Below are 15,669 nucleotides of genomic sequence, written 5' to 3'. Positions count from 1 at the left end.
GGACTTGCTATGATGCGGCCTGGTCCGCGCCATGTGTCATGTGTCTTGCGGACGGGCGGCAATTCCCGTCCCGTGGCGATTCTCTCTTCTTGTCTGGTACCGGCTGTGAAATCTGGACGTCTGCTTGTTCTGCTGGCATCGTTGTTGACGTGGCTGCCGTCGTGGGCAGCGGCGCCGGTGGTGCTCGACCATAGCCGCGAAGAGCTGGCCGGGCATTTGGATATTCTGATCGACGCCAGCAAGTCGATGCGTTTCGAAGAGGTCTCGTCGCGCGCCGGCAGCGAGCGTTTCGTCCCCTTGAAAGGCGAACTCAACGAGGGCTTGCTCAAGGCCGATGTCTGGCTGCGTTTCGATGCGCGCCGCGCACCGCGCCGTCAGGCGACCTGGTTGCTGGAAGTGCAACCGGCGACGCTGGAGCATCTCACGCTGTACATGCCCAACCCCGACGGCAGCTACAGTCTTCGCGAAGCGGGCATGATGGTGCCATTTGCACAGCGCGAAGTGGCGTACAAGAATCCGGTGTTCCGTCTGAGCGTGCCGATCACAGGCGCGCAGACTTTCTATCTCAAGATACGGACTCACAACACGGTGGCCGCGCGCCTGACCCTGTGGCTGCCGTCCGAATTCGTCGCCGCAGTGGGGCGCGAGCAGATGATGCTGGGCCTGTTCCTCGGTGTCTACGGCATGCTGATGCTGGCCAGCCTGTGGTTTGAGCTGGCGGTGCGCGACGGGGTCTACCGTGCGTTCGGCATCTATGTGTTCAGCAGTATTCTGCTGACGCTGGGCGAGACCGGCTTGCTGTATCAGTACATCTTCCCCAATCATCCCGAGTGGGCAGAGCCGATGCTGGGGCTGGCGTTTGCGTTCAGCATGCCGGCCTGCATCGATTTCCTGTTCCGTTTTCTCGGCATGCCGCAGCTTTATCCCAGGCTGTCGCGGCGCTATGTCGGCGCCGTCCGCCTGTATGCGCTTGTGCTGGCGATTGCGATTCTGATGGGACATAACGCGGCGGCGATGGCCAACATGCTGGTGGTGGTGACCTTCCTGGTGGCGCCGCTGACTTTTGGCGTGCTGCTCAAGCCGGCGCTCAAGAGCACCAGCGAGATTCGCTATGCCTTCTTCATTACGGGCGTGCTGTTGTTTGCCGGATTGTTCGTGCGCTTTCTGCAAGTGCTGGGTTATGTGGAGCGCAGCGGATTGACGGAGTATTCGGTTTTCATCAGTTCCATGGTGTTTTTCCTGATCGTCTACTACGCGATCAGTCGGCGTTATTACGCCTTGCGTACAGCCAAGGATCAGGCGCAGAAACAGTTGCTCGCCATGTCGCAGCGCGCCGAGCAGGAGCTGGAACGCGAAGTCGCCGCGCGCACCGACGATTTGCTGCAGGCCATGAAGACCGTCGAGACGGCGCTGTCGCATGAGCGTGCAGCTTACGAGGAGCAGCGTCAGTTCATTGCGACGGTATCGCATGAGCTGCGCACGCCGCTGGCTGTGATCGATGCAACCACGCAGAACCTGTCGCGCGAGGCGCTCAACGGCAACGCGTCGGTGAAGACGCAGGCGCGGCTGGAGAAAATCCGCCAGGCGACCGATCGTCTTTCCTCGCTGTTCGATAATTACCTGAGCAGCAACCGGCTGGATATTTTTTCGTATGGCGTGCGGGCCGAAGAGACTTTGCTTCTGCCGCTGCTGGAAGATGCCATTGTCGCCGCCCAGCCCCTGGCAGACGGGCACGTGTTCGTACTGAACCAGGAGAGTGTTCCCGAATTCATCTGGGGTGATCGTGATTTGCTGCGCCTGTCCTTGCGCACGCTCGCCGATAATGCCGTGAAGTACACCCAACCGGAAGCGGAGATACGCGTTACGGCATTGACGGCGGAGGATGGCTGGACGATTGACTTCGCCGATAACGGGCCCGGCATTCCGCCGGAAGAGCGCGCCCTGATCTTCGAACGCTACTATCGCGGCCGCGCCGTGTCCGGTCAGTCAGGAACGGGCTTGGGACTGGCGCTGGCCAAGCGATTGATCGAAATGCACAAAGGCACCTTGACGCTGCTCGACACGGACGATCCCGGATCGACTTTCCGCATCTGGCTGCCGCGTCCTATGGACGGTCTCAGGGGTTAAGCGCGCGCAGCACGTCGTCGTGAATGGCGCCGGCCGTCGCCACAATCGACGCCGCGCCGATCGGCGTGTTGCCTTGCCAGTCGGTGATGCGTCCGCCGGCGCCTTCGATGATGGGAATGAAGGACATGATGTCCCAGATCTTCAGCACCGGATCGAGCATGATGTCGGCGCCGCCGGTGGCCAGCTGAAAGTAGCCGTGGCAATCGCCCCAGCCGCGATACAGGCGCGCTTGCCGCGACAAGGCTTCGAAGGCGGGGCCATTGTGATATTTGAAGATGTCCCAGTGATCGGTGGCCAGCAGCATGGCGTCGCCGACGGCGCTGCAGCTGCGCATGCTGACCGGCTTGCCGTTGAGCGTGGTGCCGGCGGCGGTGCCGACCAGCAGATGCTCCATCAGCGGGCTGTGTAGCGCGCCGATGATCGGGCGTCCATGGCGCATCAGTGAAATCAGCGTGCCGAAGATATAGCAGTTGGTGACGAAGGCCTTGGTGCCGTCGATGGGATCGAGGGTCCAGCAGTGTTCGGCGTCTTGCTGATACGGGCCGAATTCTTCGCCGATGATGCCGTGCTGCGGATAGCGCGCCATGATCGCGGCACGCAGCGCCTGTTCGGTGTCGCGGTCGGCGGCGGTGACCGGCGATTGATCCGGTTTCGATTCGACAGCCGTTCCGCTGAGATAGTGGCCGCGAATGATGGCGCCGCTGATCTTGCTCAGCTCACTGATGAAAGCGTGGAATTCTTGCAGTTGCGCTGTGTCGGCGGGCAGGGTGAACAGCGGGGCGGGCGGCAAAAAAGACATGGGGTTGGGTGGCAAGAATTTATCGGGGCCGCATCATGCGCGCGCACACTGCGCTACGTAGCGCGAAAAATGCGCATAGTCCGGCGTGAGGTAGTCGGCTTTCTTCGCCAGATCGTCCCAGCGTCGCAGTCGCACCGCATCGGCGGCGTAAGGCATGGCGATGAAATCCTCCGCCTGCTTTTCATCGAAGATGCCGCCTTGCAGTTTCAGGCTGCGCACCGAGTCGGCCGACAGCGCGGAAAAATACGCCGGGTCAACAGCGCAGAGATAGCGCTTGGCGTCGACGTGCAAACGGATCGGCGCCAGCACGTCTTCGTCGAACAGATCGCGCAGGAAGGGCAGGATGCGGTACTGATGCAGATCGTCGATACCGGCCATGGTCGGCGTGTCGCCGTTGTCTTCCAGCATGTGGCCGAGGTCGTGCAAGAAGCTGGCGACGATCAGGCTGGGCGGCGCGTCTTCCTGTTCGGCCAGTGTCGCGGTCTGCAGCGCGTGTTCCGATTGCGTGACCGGTTCGCCGGTGTATTGGGTGTCGCCGTGTTGACGGAACAGGCGGTCGATGTCTTGCAGATTCAGTGCCATGGAAATAACCTCATTAACAACTTCATAAACACAGGTTCATGTGAACAATGTTGTGCGGACGAGCGCCTACGAAAGGGTAGACGTCATCGTATCAGCCCAATGTGACATGGTGAACACAACGGCATTCAGGCTGCGTTCTCTTGTTTCGCGGCGACGGCGGTAACGTGGTTGAGCGCCAGATCGAAGGCATCGAAATTGCGCAGGCGGCGGTTGCCGGCCACACCTTCGACGCGACGATTCAGGATCAGCGGCACCTGTTGCTCCGACAAGCCGCCGTGTGAACGCAACGGCACGTCAAGGCCGGACAAGTCGTGGCGCGTTGCCGCCGTTCCGAGCACGGTATCGCGCTGCGAGATGATGACGATGTCGCCGATGCGGTCCGGCGGCAGTTCGAAACGGGCGGCAGCCTCCGCACGGTCCAGCACGATTTCAACACCGGGCAATGAAGCCAGGCGCGTCATCAGTTCCTGCGCATGGAGACAGGACGGCAAGTGTATCGTGGCGTAAGAACCGAGCGCGCCGTGATGCACCACATACGGATCGGTGATGGGCAGGATGACGCGCGTCTTGTCTGCGCCGAGCCAATCATCAAGCACGTCTTGCAGGTAGATCACGTTCGGCGAACCATCCTGTGCGTGCTTGGCGTTCATGCCGTGATCGGCGGTGAGCGCGATGACGGCGCCCATCTCGTCCAGCTGTTGCAGGTAGCCGTCCATCATCTGATAGAACGCATTGGCATCCGGCGTGCCGGGCGCAGCCTTGTGTTGCACATAGTCGGTGGTCGACAGGTACATCAGGTCGGGACGATAGCGCTGCATCAGCCTGACGCCGGAAGCGAACACGAACTCGGACAAGCCGGCGCTGTACACCGAGGGCAGCGGCAGGCCGACCATTGCCAGCACATCATCGATGCCGTTCTCGGCCATGCTGACCTGGTCCGATTTTTCCGCCGAATAGCAGATGCCTCTGAGTTTGTGACCGAGCAGTTTGCGCAGCTTGTCCTTTGCCGTCACCACCGCGACCTTGGCGCCGGCATCGGCGAAGGCGGTGAGCAGGGTGTCGGCGCGCAGGTATTTCGGATCGTTCATCATCACTTCTTCGCCGCTGGCGGGATCGAAGAAGTAGTTGCCGCAAATGCCGTGCACGGCCGGCGGCGCGCCGGTGACGATGGACAGGTTGTTGGGATTGGTGAAGGTCGGCACCACGCTGTCGGCGATGAAATGGCTGCCGTCCTTGAGCATGCTGCCGATGAAGGGCACGACGCCGGCGTCGACTGCCGCGGTCAGATAGTCGAACCCGCAACCGTCGACGCACACCACCACGACGGGTACATCGGGCCAGCGGTAATTGCGCCGGTTCACGTTCACGGTGTTGTTCATGCTGGATCCTCGGATGATTGCGCGTGTCGGTTTATCGGGAGTCGCTTCTTTGCTTAGTTGGGGGCGCCGTTGACGGCGCGATGCATGCGTGCGCGGCTCAGCTCAGCGTGGCGGCGCAAGGTCGCGCCGGCTTTTTCGCCATCGCGTGCGGCGATGGCGTCGACGATGTCGCGGTGTTCCTGGCTGGAGACTGCCATGCCGCCGCCGGCCGACAAGCCGCGCAAACGGAACAACAGCAACTCCTTGGTCAGCTTGCGATATACCGCGAGCAGTTTGCCGTTGCCGGTGAAGCTCGCCAGCGTGTCGTGGAATTGCAGGTTGAGCGGATGGTAGAGCGCGGCATCTTTGCTGGCGGCGATTTCTTCCATGTGCTCGACCTGGCGTCTGAGCTCGGCCAGTTGCTCTTCGGAGATGTGCTGCGCCAGCTTGCGGCCGATCAGGTCTTCCATGGCTTCGCGCAGGTCGTAGATTTCGTCGGCTTCCTCGATGGAGATTTCGCGCACGAAGGCGCCGCGGTTTTTTTCCTGGCGCACCAGCCCGGATTCCTCGAGGCCGCGGAAGGCTTCGCGAATCGGCCCACGGCTGATGCCGAAACGCTGCGCCAGCTCGCTCTCGTTCAGGCGGCCGCCGACGTCGATTTCGCCGCGCAGGATGAGTTTTTCCATTTCGTCCTGAATGATCATCGTCAGCGAATTCGACTGCACCAGTTGCAGGGGAGTGAGTTTGTCCATGAGGCTTGTTGCCTTCCGCAGTGAAGCGATATGCAGTTGAGATTGAATAGAGGGGATTTTTGCATGCCAGCCGTTTATTGTAAACTGTAGATTGTAGACAATTTGATTGAGATGCTTAGAACCCAGACTGGTCAAGCTTTTGGCGAGATCGCCCCAGCGGGACGTCAAGACTTGTTAATACCCGTAACAGTTTGTAAGAGGTCTGGAGGCGAGGTGAGGGCGGGTATATCGTACGGACTCCCCCCTCTAATTCATCCCCTGAATTAGATTTAACCCGCGCCGCAAGGTGCGGGTTTTTTATTGCCTGCGCATTTTGCAGCAAGCTGCCTGAACCGATTTCGCTCCGTATTTCTTGCACTTCTCATACGATGGTATGAGGTGCGTTACCTCAGATGATGCTATACTTTAATGGTAATCATTATCATCTAACGAGTCGGAGAGAAATCATATGATCGGTATCAAAAAAATCGCAGTCGCCGCCGCCATGTTTGCAGCGATGTCTGCTGCCGGCGCAGCCGAATATCCTATCGGTAAACCGCAGATTCAGGGCGGTATGGAAGTCAGCGCGGTCTACTTGCAGCCGATCAAGATGGAACCGGACGGCATGATGCGTAAAGCCGAAGAATCCGACGTTCACCTGGAAGCCGATATCCGCGCCGTCGCCAAGAATCCCAACGGTTTTGCCGAAGGCGACTGGATGCCTTACCTGAACATCAAGTTCGAACTGACCAAGGCCGGTTCGGCCAAGGTCATCAAGGGCGACATGATGCCGATGGTGGCCAGCGACGGTCCTCACTACGGCGACAACGTCAAGCTCGACGGTCCGGGCAAGTACAAGCTGAAACTGACTATTGCACCGCCATCGGGACACTTCGGTCGCCACGTCGACAAGGAAACCGGCGTTGCGCCATGGTTCAAGCCTTTCGAACTGTCGTATGACTTCACCTTCGCCGGCGTCGGCAAAAAGGGCGGTTACTGATCTGCAGTCGTGATCTGAACGAGGCATGCGCAAGACGTCGTTTTGCGCATGCCATGCTGACCCGGTCCGCGCATTTGCCAGTCCTTGTTGACGGGTCAGATGCAGGACCTTGCAACGTAGGAGCAAAGGATGTCTTTGCGTAAAGCGCGTAAAACACCATTCGTGGCCGGTCTGATCGGTCTGGTATGCAGTTTGTTTGCCGCGAGCGTCTTCGCCGCGGATATTTTGACTTTCAAGCTTGAAATGCAGGACGGCAAGTTCATTCCTGCGCGCATCGAAGTCCCTGCCGGACAGCGCATCAAGATCGAAATCCACAACATCGGCAAGAGCGCCGCCGAATTCGAAAGCGTCGAGCTGCGCAAGGAAAAAGTCCTCGCGCCCGGCGCACAGTCTTTTGTCGTGATTGCGCCCTTGCGTCCCGGCGAATACAAATTCTTTGACGACTTCCATCTGAACATGCCGCAAGGCGTGATCGTCGCCAAATAAAGAGTCATTGAAAGGAAAGTAATGGGCCAGGTCCTGTTTATTGTCTGGCGCGAAAGCGTCGAGGCCTTGCTGGTGGTCGGTATTTTGTATGCCTGGCTGAACAACGGCGACGCCGCTGCACGTCGCGGCTTGCCGTATCTGTGGGCCGGCGTGGCGGCAGGTGTCGTCACCGCCGTGGCGCTGGGTGCTGCCTTGCTGGGCTTCAGCGAATTGCTGGCGGGCGACGCGCAAACCTATTTCCAGATCGGCATGGTGCTGATCGCTGCAGTACTGATCGTGCAAATGGTGTTCTGGATGCGCAAGCATGGGCGCACGCTCAAGAAGGATATGGAATCGTCCCTCAAGGAAAGCACGGAAGCGGGCAACTGGTGGGGTGTGTTCCTGCTGGTGGCGCTGGCGATTGCGCGCGAGGGCAGCGAGACGGCGGTTTTCCTGTACGGCATCGGCATGGGCGAGCAGGATGCCAGCCGCGGCGCGTTGATCTTTGCCGGCGTGATCGGCTTTGCCCTGGCTTTCCTGACCTTCTATCTGCTGCAACTGGGCGGCAAGATTTTCTCGTGGCGCCGTTTCTTCCAGGTCACCGAAATCATCCTGCTGTTGCTGGCTGCCGGTTTGCTGCTGACCGGCGTCGAGAAACTGCTCGATTTGCTGCTGGAAAGTTCGGACTGGTTCTCGTCGCTGAGTTTTGTTTCTTCGCTGACCGCGCCGGTGTGGGACACCAGCTGGCTGCTGGATGATTCCAGCACCTTCGGCAGCCTTGTATCGACGCTGACGGGCTACCGCGCGCATCCTGCATTGATGAGCGTTGCCATCTATGTCATTTATTGGCTTGTGGTATCCTCCGCGCTTGGCAAAGTCAAGAAACCGCAAGTTAACAAGCAAGCTGCATAAGACGATATGAGCACCTGTACGCTTCCCAATACCCGCCTGGCGCTTACGGGTGACTGGATGCGCCGCAACGGCGCATTGATCCGCGGTATCCAGTGGGTCGTCGTACTGGTGTATGCCATCCTCATTCTCGTTCCCATTTTTCTCCCGCTGCCCGACGAAACCGCGCACATCTGGTCCAACCTGACGCTGATTTCGCAGTTCTGTTTCTGGGGCATCTGGTGGCCGTTCGTGCTGGTCAGCATGGTGCTCATGGGGCGCGTCTGGTGCGGCGTGCTGTGTCCGGAAGGCGCACTCACCGAGTTCGCCAGCAAGTTCGGCCGCGGCAAGGCGATCCCGCACTGGATGCGTTGGGGCGGCTGGCCGTTCGTGGCTTTTGCGCTGACCACGGTGTACGGCCAGATGGTCAGCGTCTATCAATATCCCAAGGCAGTGCTGCTGGTGCTCGGCGGCTCGACGCTGGGCGCGATGATCGTCGGCTATCTCTACGGCCGCGAAAAGCGCGTCTGGTGCAAGTATCTGTGCCCGGTCAACGGCGTATTCGGCCTGCTGGCCAAGCTGGCGCCGTTCCACTACAAAGTCAACGAAGACGCCTGGCGCGCTTCTTACGATACGCACGGCAAGAAGACCATTCCCGTCAATTGCGCGCCGCTGGTGCCGCTACGCAATATGAAGGGCGCGGCCGATTGCCATATGTGCGGTCGTTGCAGCGGTCACCGCGAGGCGATTGCACTGACATGGCGTGCGCCGACCGTCGAGATCGTCAAGGTCGGTCGCAAGAACAACAACCTGTGGGAAAGCGCGCTGGTGCTGTACGGCCTGTTCGGTATCGCCATCGGCGCTTTCCACTGGAGCGCCAGCCCCTGGTTCGTGGAAGCCAAGCAATTCATCGCCACCTGGCTGATCGACCGCGACATCATGTGGCCGTTCGACACAAATGCGCCGTGGTGGCTGTTGACCAATTATCCGCAGCAAAGCGACGTGTTCAGCTGGCTCGACGGCGCGATGGTGGTTTCCTACATCATGGTCACCGCATTAGTGCTGGGTACCGCACTGACGACCTTGTTTGCCCTGAGTAACCGCATCCTGGGCAAATGGGATCGCTCCCGTTTCAATCACCTGGTGCAATCGGCCATCCCGCTGGCGGGTTGCGGCGTGTTCGTCGGTTTGTCGGCGACAACCATCAGTCTGCTGCGCGCCGAACACTGGCCGGTGGATTGGGCCAATGATGTGCGCGCATCGCTGTTGAGCGTCATGACGCTCTGGAGCGTCTGGCTTGCCTGGAAAGTCATCGGCGAGCATTCCACATCGCTTCCGCAGCGCGTGCTGGCCCTGGTGCCGATTGTCGGCGCACTGGCGCTGGTCAATTACGCCTGGCTGCTGATGTTCTGGATCTGGTAAGCAATTTCAAACCGGATTCGGCTTACTTGTCGTAACTCGGACATCGCAGCCGTCAAAGCAACATACCCGTTTGACGGCGTCTCTGTGCCAATTCCACCGCTTTTGCCTGCCCGATGCCGATGCCCCGGCAGACAACGCTGCCGAGTGGCGTAAAATAGCGGGTTTCGTCCGCCACGGACGGTAATCAGAACAACTCAGCAGATATCTCTATGGCCCGCCCTCGCTTTTTGCCCGACAACCTGACGCTCATGCTGTTGGCTGTCGTCATCACCGCCAGCTTTTTCCCCGCTACAGGTAACGTTGCAGTCGGTTTCGACTGGCTGACCACCTTCATGATCGGTTTGCTGTTCTTCATGCACGGCGCCAAGTTGTCGCGCCAGGCAGTGGTGGCCGGCATGGTGCACTGGCGTTTGCATGTAACGGTCTTGCTGTGCACGTTCGCGGTGTTCCCGTTGCTGGGCCTGATCCTGAAGCCGGCATTGCTGCTGCTGATTACGCCCGATCTCTACCTGGGCATCCTGTTCCTGTGCGTGCTGCCGTCGACGGTGCAGTCGTCCATCGCGTTTACCTCGGTCGCACGCGGCAATGTGCCGGCGGCGATTTGCAGCGCCTCCGCCTCCAATTTGCTGGGCATCTTCCTGACGCCGCTGATGGTGAGCGTGATTGTGGTGGCGCATAACGCCCAGCACTCCTCGCTCGACTCCATCCTGAAGATCGTTTATCAATTGCTGCTGCCTTTTGTCGCGGGTCAGATTGCGCGCCCGTGGATCGGCGCCTGGATGGACAGGAACAAGTCCTGGTTGCGCTGGGTGGATCAGAGTTCGGTGCTGCTGGTGGTGTATGTGGCCTTCAGCGAAGCCGTCAATCAAGGCCTGTGGCGCCAGGTGCCGGCGACCATGCTGATCAGCCTGATCGCGATCAGCGCCTTGCTGCTGGCAATCATCATGGCGCTGACGACATTCGGCAGCCGTCGCATGGGCTTCAACAAGGAAGATGAAATCACCATCGTCTTTTGCGGTTCGAAGAAGAGTCTCGCCAGCGGCGTGCCGATGGCCAAGGTGCTGTTCGCCAGCCAGACCGTCGGCATGGTGTTGCTGCCGCTGATGCTGTTCCATCAGATTCAGCTGATGGTATGCGCCGTCATGGCGCAGCGTTACGGCAGCCGGCCGGAAGAAAGCGACGCGACCGCTCAGGCCGGACAGACAAGATAGTCGCCGGCAGGATTGGCAAAACAGGAAGCCCGCAATCCAACTGCGGGCTTTTTTGTTGCCGTCGATCAGGAACCTCAGGCCTTGCGCCGATGCCGTGAGAAAAACGCAAGCATCAGCTTTCCGGCGTCCGGCCCCTTGGCGTGAAACGGCAACTTGTCGTCGCCGCCGCTCCAGGCATGGCCGAGGCGGGCGATATGTATCGATCTGACCAGGACTGCTTTGCCCGCGACGAAATCGCGAACCTGGATGGTGTTCTTGCGTGGATGCTTCTTCGATACGCGTCCGAATTTCTTCTCAACGGGCGGCAAGGGCGTGAGATCGGCTGCGTGGTTAAGCCGGATAAACTGTCCCGCAAGCTGTATCTGATTGAGCGATCGAACGACCTTGTCATCGTCGCCGGTGATCAGGATCGCCGGCATCGGAGGAAAGGCAGGGATCTTTTCCAATACCTTGACGATCGGCGCCAGCGAGTTTGCGCTGCCGTGCTGCATGACGCCGTAAGCACCCATCGCGGTGCGACTGACGCCGAATACCGGCCCCGAATGCATGCCGACCGCCGCGATCAGTTCCGGATGGGTGAGCGCAAGAATCTGCGCCATCGCCGCACCCGCCGAGATGCCGCATACGTAGATGCGGCGAGGGTCTATGGCGTGTTCTTCGATGACATGACGAATCATCCTGACGATCAGCGCGATATCGCCGCCGCCGCGCTGCGTGGCCGGGTCATACCATTTCCAGCAGCGGTTCGGATGCGTGCGCAGCGACTGCTGCGGATACAGCACCGCGTAGCCCTTGTCGCCGGCCAGCCGGTTCATGCGCGTTCCCTCGGCAAAATCGGCGGCGTTTTGCTCGCAGCCGTGCAGCATGACGAGCAGCGGCTTGCCCGATGCCGGGACAGTCTCCGCCGGCGGCAGGTAAAGCCAGTAACGCATGCGGCGCACAGGGACGGTGTCAGTTGAGCAATAGGCGTTGCTCCACGTGCCTGGCAGTGCCGCAGTCTTTATTGCCGCCTTCGGCTTGCGCGGTACCGCCGACGCGGATGATTTCACCCGCACAGCCTTGACCGGGCTGGGTTGGGCAAGCATGGCCTTGAACATATTCACCGTCCTGGCTTGTTGCGCCTTGCCGGCTTTTCTGACGCTGCTCAGCCACATGCGATTGAGTTTTTTCAACATAATGGCCTGTTCACGAAAGGCTGGTCTGCCTGGATTGTTTGCATCTGCATGCAGGCAGACGCGATGCGCGCGCCAATGTTCCCCAAAATTGCGGCGCTGCAGTAAGCTTAGGCTGTGCAAGGTGCAAATACGGTCAAATACGGAAGAGACGTAGGAATACGCGTAACAAAAGTCACGGCAAAGCGCACGGCCTGATGACCTGTATTTGACTTATCGCTGACCTGCCGCTTACCACTCTGGGGAGATTTCGGATGGATCTGGTCATACGCAATGCAAGTCTGCCGGACGGCAGTTCAGGCGTGAACATCGGCATCGAAGACGGGCGCATTGCCGCCATTGGTGCAGGTATCGCCATGCAGGGCGCACAGGAAATCGACGCCGCCGGCGATCTGGTGACGCCGCCGTTCGTCGATGCCCATTTCCACATGGACGCCACCTTGAGCTACGGCCTGCCGCGCGTCAACGCGTCCGGCACGCTGCTCGAGGGCATTGCGCTGTGGGGGGAACTCAAGCCTGAACTGACGCAGCAAGCGCTGGTCGAGCGCGCCTTGCAATATTGCGACTGGGCGGTCGGGCGCGGTTTGCTGGCGATCCGCTCGCATGTCGATATCTGCGACGATCGCTTGCTGGCGGTGGAAGCCTTGCTGCATGTCAGGGAAAAGGTCGCGCCTTATCTCGACCTGCAACTGGTGGCGTTTCCGCAAGACGGCGTATTGCGCAGTCCGACCGCATTCGCGAATCTGCAGCGCGCGATTGCCATGGGTGTGGATGTGGTCGGCGGCATTCCGCATTTTGAACGCACCATGGCCGATGGCGCGGAGTCGGTCCGGTTGCTGTGCGAATTCGCCGCCGAAAAAGGCTTGCGGGTCGACATGCACTGCGATGAATCCGACGATCCGCTGTCGCGCCATATCGAGACGCTGGCCTATCACACGCAACGCCTGGGACTGCAGGGCAGGGTGGCTGGTTCGCATCTGACGTCGATGCATTCCATGGACAACTACTACGTCAGCAAGCTGCTGCCGCTGATCAAGGAGGCAGGTGTTGCCGCCATCGCCAATCCGCTGATCAACATTACCTTGCAAGGGCGTCACGACAGCTATCCGAAACGCCGCGGCATGACGCGCGTGCCGGAGATGCTGGCCGCCGGCATCGACGTCGCCTTCGGCCACGATTGCGTGATGGATCCCTGGTATAGCCTGGGCTCGGGCGACATGCTGGAAGTCGCCCACATGGGGTTGCATGTGGCGCAGATGACAGGACAAGAGGCCATGCGCGACTGCTTCAGGGCGGTGACGGAAACGCCTGCGCGCATCCTGGGTCTGGACGGATACGGATTGCAGGTCGGCTGCCATGCCGATCTGGTGTTGCTGGATGCGGCCGATCCGATCGAGGCCATCCGCCTGCGTGCGGCACGCAGATTCGTGATTCGCCGCGGCAAAGTCCTCAGTCAGGCGCCGGCGGCGCGGGCCAGCCTGAACTTGCCGGGCCGGCCGCAGACCGTCAATTTCAGGCTGGGACGATAGCGACCTCCAGGCTTATGCAAGGGCCGGCGCCTGCCTTGGATCGGCAGGATTCAGTACGGTTTACAGATGCACTTTGCCGGTCCACATCGACAATTCGATGTCGTCGGCAAAAGCCACTGACATATAGCCGCTCCCGGGAGAACGCACGTGCTGCAGATAGTCGGGGCTGTAGTCGGCATTGTCGGCAACGATGAATGCCCCCGGCTTCAGGCGATTCTCGATGAGGCTGAGGATCTCCGGATAGAGCGCCTTGGCGCCGTCGAGCAGCAGCAAGTCGACGGTTTCCGGCAGATCCACGCTCAGCGTCTGCAAGGCATCGCCTTCGCGGATTTCCACCAGATCGAGCAGGCCGCCGTCCTCCAGATTGGCCTTCGCCTGCAACACCTTCGACGGCTCGAACTCGCTGGTGATCAAATGACCGCCGCCGTTGTCGCGCAAGGCGGCCGCCAGGTGCAGGGTAGAGATCCCGAACGAGGTGCCGAATTCGACGATGGAACGTGCGCGGCAATTGCGCGCCAGCATATAGAGCAGCGTGCCGGTTTCGCGCGAGACCGGCAGCCCGACATGCCTGAAGCGCGCATACAGATCGCGGTAGTCGGTCTTGCTGCGCATCAGGCGGGTGCGCTCCGATTCGGAGAGATCGGCCACGGCGGCCATCACGTCTGTCGAGGCGGCTTTGGCTTCGTCGAACAGGCGCGACAACAAGGGAGCAAGCGGGGTAGTGGTTAAGGTCGTCATAGCGATAAATGTAGTTGAAATGGGAGTAGGTATAATACGAATAAGTCTTCAGGTTTCCTATTCGCATTGCCATTCCACTTATGACCGATCGCCGAAAAGCCCAGCTCTCCTCTAGAAAACAGCCCCAGCAGGCACGCTCGAACGACCTCGTTGCGGCGGTGCTTGAAGCCGCTATTCAGGTTTTGGCGCAGGAAGGGGCGCAACGCTTCACCACCACCCGCGTGGCGGAGAGGGCCGGCGTCAGCGTCGGCTCGCTGTATCAATACTTTCCGAACAAGGCGGCGATCTTGTTCCGTCTGCAAAGCGACGAGTGGCAGCAGACTACCGATTTGCTGCGCACGATCCTGGAAGATGTCCGCAAGCCGCCGCTGACGCGATTGCGTATCCTGGTGCATGCCTTCATCCGTTCGGAATGCGAGGAAGCCGCCATGCGCGTGGCGCTCAACGACGCCGCACCGCTGTATCGGGACGCCCCCGAAGTGCAGGCCGCAAAAGCCGCCGGTGAATGCGTCATTCAGCGCTTCATGCTGAAGGTGTTGCCCGATGCATCGAAGAAGACGCGCGCCATGGCCGGCGAGCTGATCACGGCCACGCTAAGCGCGGTAGGCAAGGATTTTTCGGAAAGCGCGCGTACGCCGGCGCAGATCAAGGTCTACGCCGACGCCATGGCTGACATGTTTTGCGCCTACCTCAGCAGCTGCCAGGGTAGTGCATCACGAAAGTGAATTGAGATATCAGCGATGCGCCTTCCACGGCACCAGCTTGTGTTCCAGCCGGCGCATGACCAGGTCGAACAGATACGCCACGATGCCGATCAGCACGATGCCCATGATCACGATGTCGGTGCGCAGGAAGTTGGAGGCATTCAACACCAGTTGTCCGACGCCGGCCGTGGCGGCCACCATTTCCGCCGCCACCAGCGTGGTCCAGCCGAAGCCGATGGCGATGCGCAGGCCGGTCAGGATATCAGGCAACGCCGCCGGCAGGATCACATGCCGCAGCAGTTGCCGGCGGCTCGCGCCCATCGACAGCGCGGCATGCAATTGCTCCGACAGCACCCCGGCGACGCCGGCGCGCGTGGCCACGGCGATCGGCGCAAAGCAGGCGAGAAAAATCAGTAGAATCTTTGCCGTCTCATCGATACCGAACCAGATCACGATCAGCGGCAGATAGGCCAGCGGCGGCAAGGGCCGGTAAAACTCCAGCAAGGGATCGAAGACGCCGCGCACGATGCTGCTGGTACCCATCAGCAAACCAAGCGGCACGGCGGTCACTGCGGCCAGAACGAAGGCGCCGAACACGCGCAGCAGGCTCCACGCCAGATGCTGCCACAGCGGCAGGCCGCCTTGCACATTGCCGTTCCATGCCTGTACTGCCGCATTCCACACTGCCGACGGCGACGGCAGAAACAGCGGCGGAATCCACGCCTGCGCAGTGATGCCCCACCAGGCCAGAAAAAGAATCGCGATCGTTACGATGGTGACGCCCAGTGTCTTGCCGCTGCCGGGGCGCGGATAGACTTTCGCCGCCGGCAACAGCGTGGTTGCGACGGGGATCTGAACAGATGCGGGGGAAGGTGCAGCCGCATCGCTCCAGAAGGTATCCGGAGCGACAGGCGACGACGAAGGAGGAGTCATGATCGGAAGC

Annotated in this window: 15 protein-coding genes; 8 read left to right on the top strand and 7 right to left on the bottom strand. The window is 60.4% G+C overall.

The window, feature by feature from the left end:
• The first annotated feature begins 105 nt into the window (after positions 1-105).
• Positions 106-2,127 (top strand): sensor histidine kinase, encoded by a 2,022-nt coding sequence (locus AKL25_RS08145; protein WP_167541866.1) that lies wholly within the window; start codon positions 106-108, stop codon positions 2,125-2,127.
• On the opposite strand, the gene AKL25_RS08140 is transcribed toward AKL25_RS08145, so the two are convergent.
• The 4 genes from AKL25_RS08140 to AKL25_RS08125 all read right to left on the bottom strand — a co-directional run bounded on the left by AKL25_RS08140 (position 2,117) and on the right by AKL25_RS08125 (position 5,618).
• A complete protein-coding gene (locus tag AKL25_RS08140) occupies positions 2,117-2,926 on the bottom strand; it encodes an inositol monophosphatase family protein (RefSeq protein ID WP_050477145.1) in 810 nt (269 codons plus the stop codon). The two genes, AKL25_RS08145 and AKL25_RS08140, sit on opposite strands and share 11 nt — an antisense overlap.
• A 33-nt stretch (positions 2,927-2,959) precedes the next feature.
• A complete protein-coding gene (locus AKL25_RS08135; RefSeq protein WP_050477144.1) occupies positions 2,960-3,508 on the bottom strand; it encodes a phosphonate degradation HD-domain oxygenase in 549 nt (182 codons plus the stop codon).
• Positions 3,509-3,633: 125 nt separating this feature from the next.
• Complete coding sequence (gene phnA, locus AKL25_RS08130; RefSeq protein ID WP_050477143.1) at positions 3,634-4,887, bottom strand: phosphonoacetate hydrolase; 1,254 nt, start codon at positions 4,885-4,887, stop codon at positions 3,634-3,636.
• A gap of 53 nt (positions 4,888-4,940) precedes the next feature.
• Positions 4,941-5,618 carry a phosphonate utilization associated transcriptional regulator gene (locus AKL25_RS08125; RefSeq protein ID WP_050477142.1) on the bottom strand — a complete coding sequence of 226 codons (678 nt, stop codon included), beginning with the start codon at positions 5,616-5,618 and terminating at the stop codon, positions 4,941-4,943.
• Between the two features lie 448 nt (positions 5,619-6,066).
• Between AKL25_RS08125 and AKL25_RS08120 the strand changes: the two genes are divergently transcribed.
• The 5 genes from AKL25_RS08120 to AKL25_RS08100 all read left to right on the top strand — a co-directional run bounded on the left by AKL25_RS08120 (position 6,067) and on the right by AKL25_RS08100 (position 10,583).
• Entirely contained in the window at positions 6,067-6,597 is a 531-nt protein-coding gene (locus AKL25_RS08120) for an iron transporter (RefSeq protein ID WP_050477141.1), read from the top strand.
• Between the two features lie 129 nt (positions 6,598-6,726).
• Positions 6,727-7,083, top strand: coding sequence for a cupredoxin domain-containing protein (locus tag AKL25_RS08115; RefSeq protein WP_083444616.1), 357 nt, complete (start codon positions 6,727-6,729; stop codon positions 7,081-7,083).
• A gap of 21 nt (positions 7,084-7,104) precedes the next feature.
• Positions 7,105-7,974, top strand: a complete 870-nt coding sequence (locus AKL25_RS08110) for an FTR1 family iron permease (protein WP_050477140.1) — start codon at positions 7,105-7,107, stop codon at positions 7,972-7,974.
• 6 nt (positions 7,975-7,980) lie between these two features.
• A complete protein-coding gene (locus tag AKL25_RS08105) occupies positions 7,981-9,372 on the top strand; it encodes a 4Fe-4S binding protein (protein ID WP_420840707.1) in 1,392 nt (463 codons plus the stop codon).
• A 209-nt stretch (positions 9,373-9,581) separates the two neighbouring features.
• Positions 9,582-10,583 carry a bile acid:sodium symporter family protein gene (locus AKL25_RS08100; RefSeq protein ID WP_050477138.1) on the top strand — a complete coding sequence of 334 codons (1,002 nt, stop codon included), beginning with the start codon at positions 9,582-9,584 and terminating at the stop codon, positions 10,581-10,583.
• A 74-nt stretch (positions 10,584-10,657) separates the two neighbouring features.
• Here the strand turns inward: AKL25_RS08100 and AKL25_RS08095 are convergent, their stop codons facing one another.
• Positions 10,658-11,758, bottom strand: coding sequence for an extracellular catalytic domain type 1 short-chain-length polyhydroxyalkanoate depolymerase (locus tag AKL25_RS08095; RefSeq protein ID WP_240475682.1), 1,101 nt, complete (start codon positions 11,756-11,758; stop codon positions 10,658-10,660).
• Between the two features lie 251 nt (positions 11,759-12,009).
• Here AKL25_RS08095 and AKL25_RS08090 point away from each other — a divergent pair, with 251 nt between their 5' ends.
• Positions 12,010-13,284: an amidohydrolase family protein gene (locus AKL25_RS08090; protein ID WP_050477137.1), complete on the top strand. Its 1,275-nt coding sequence runs from the start codon at positions 12,010-12,012 to the stop codon at positions 13,282-13,284.
• Between the two features lie 60 nt (positions 13,285-13,344).
• On the opposite strand, the gene AKL25_RS08085 is transcribed toward AKL25_RS08090, so the two are convergent.
• On the bottom strand, positions 13,345-14,022 hold the full coding sequence (locus AKL25_RS08085) for an O-methyltransferase (RefSeq protein WP_050477136.1): 678 nt from the start codon (positions 14,020-14,022) through the stop codon (positions 13,345-13,347).
• Between the two features lie 80 nt (positions 14,023-14,102).
• Between AKL25_RS08085 and AKL25_RS08080 the strand changes: the two genes are divergently transcribed.
• Entirely contained in the window at positions 14,103-14,747 is a 645-nt protein-coding gene (locus AKL25_RS08080; RefSeq protein ID WP_050477135.1) for a TetR/AcrR family transcriptional regulator, read from the top strand.
• Positions 14,748-14,756: 9 nt separating this feature from the next.
• Here the strand turns inward: AKL25_RS08080 and AKL25_RS08075 are convergent, their stop codons facing one another.
• Complete coding sequence (locus AKL25_RS08075; protein WP_050477134.1) at positions 14,757-15,659, bottom strand: ABC transporter permease subunit; 903 nt, start codon at positions 15,657-15,659, stop codon at positions 14,757-14,759.
• Positions 15,660-15,669 lie beyond the last annotated feature (10 nt).

This window comes from Herbaspirillum rhizosphaerae (genome assembly GCF_001189965.1).
Taxonomy (GTDB): Bacteria; Pseudomonadota; Gammaproteobacteria; order Burkholderiales; family Burkholderiaceae_D; genus Herbaspirillum; species Herbaspirillum rhizosphaerae.
Note: the sequence above shows the minus strand (reverse complement) of the source record. Positions and strands in the feature narration are given on the sequence as shown.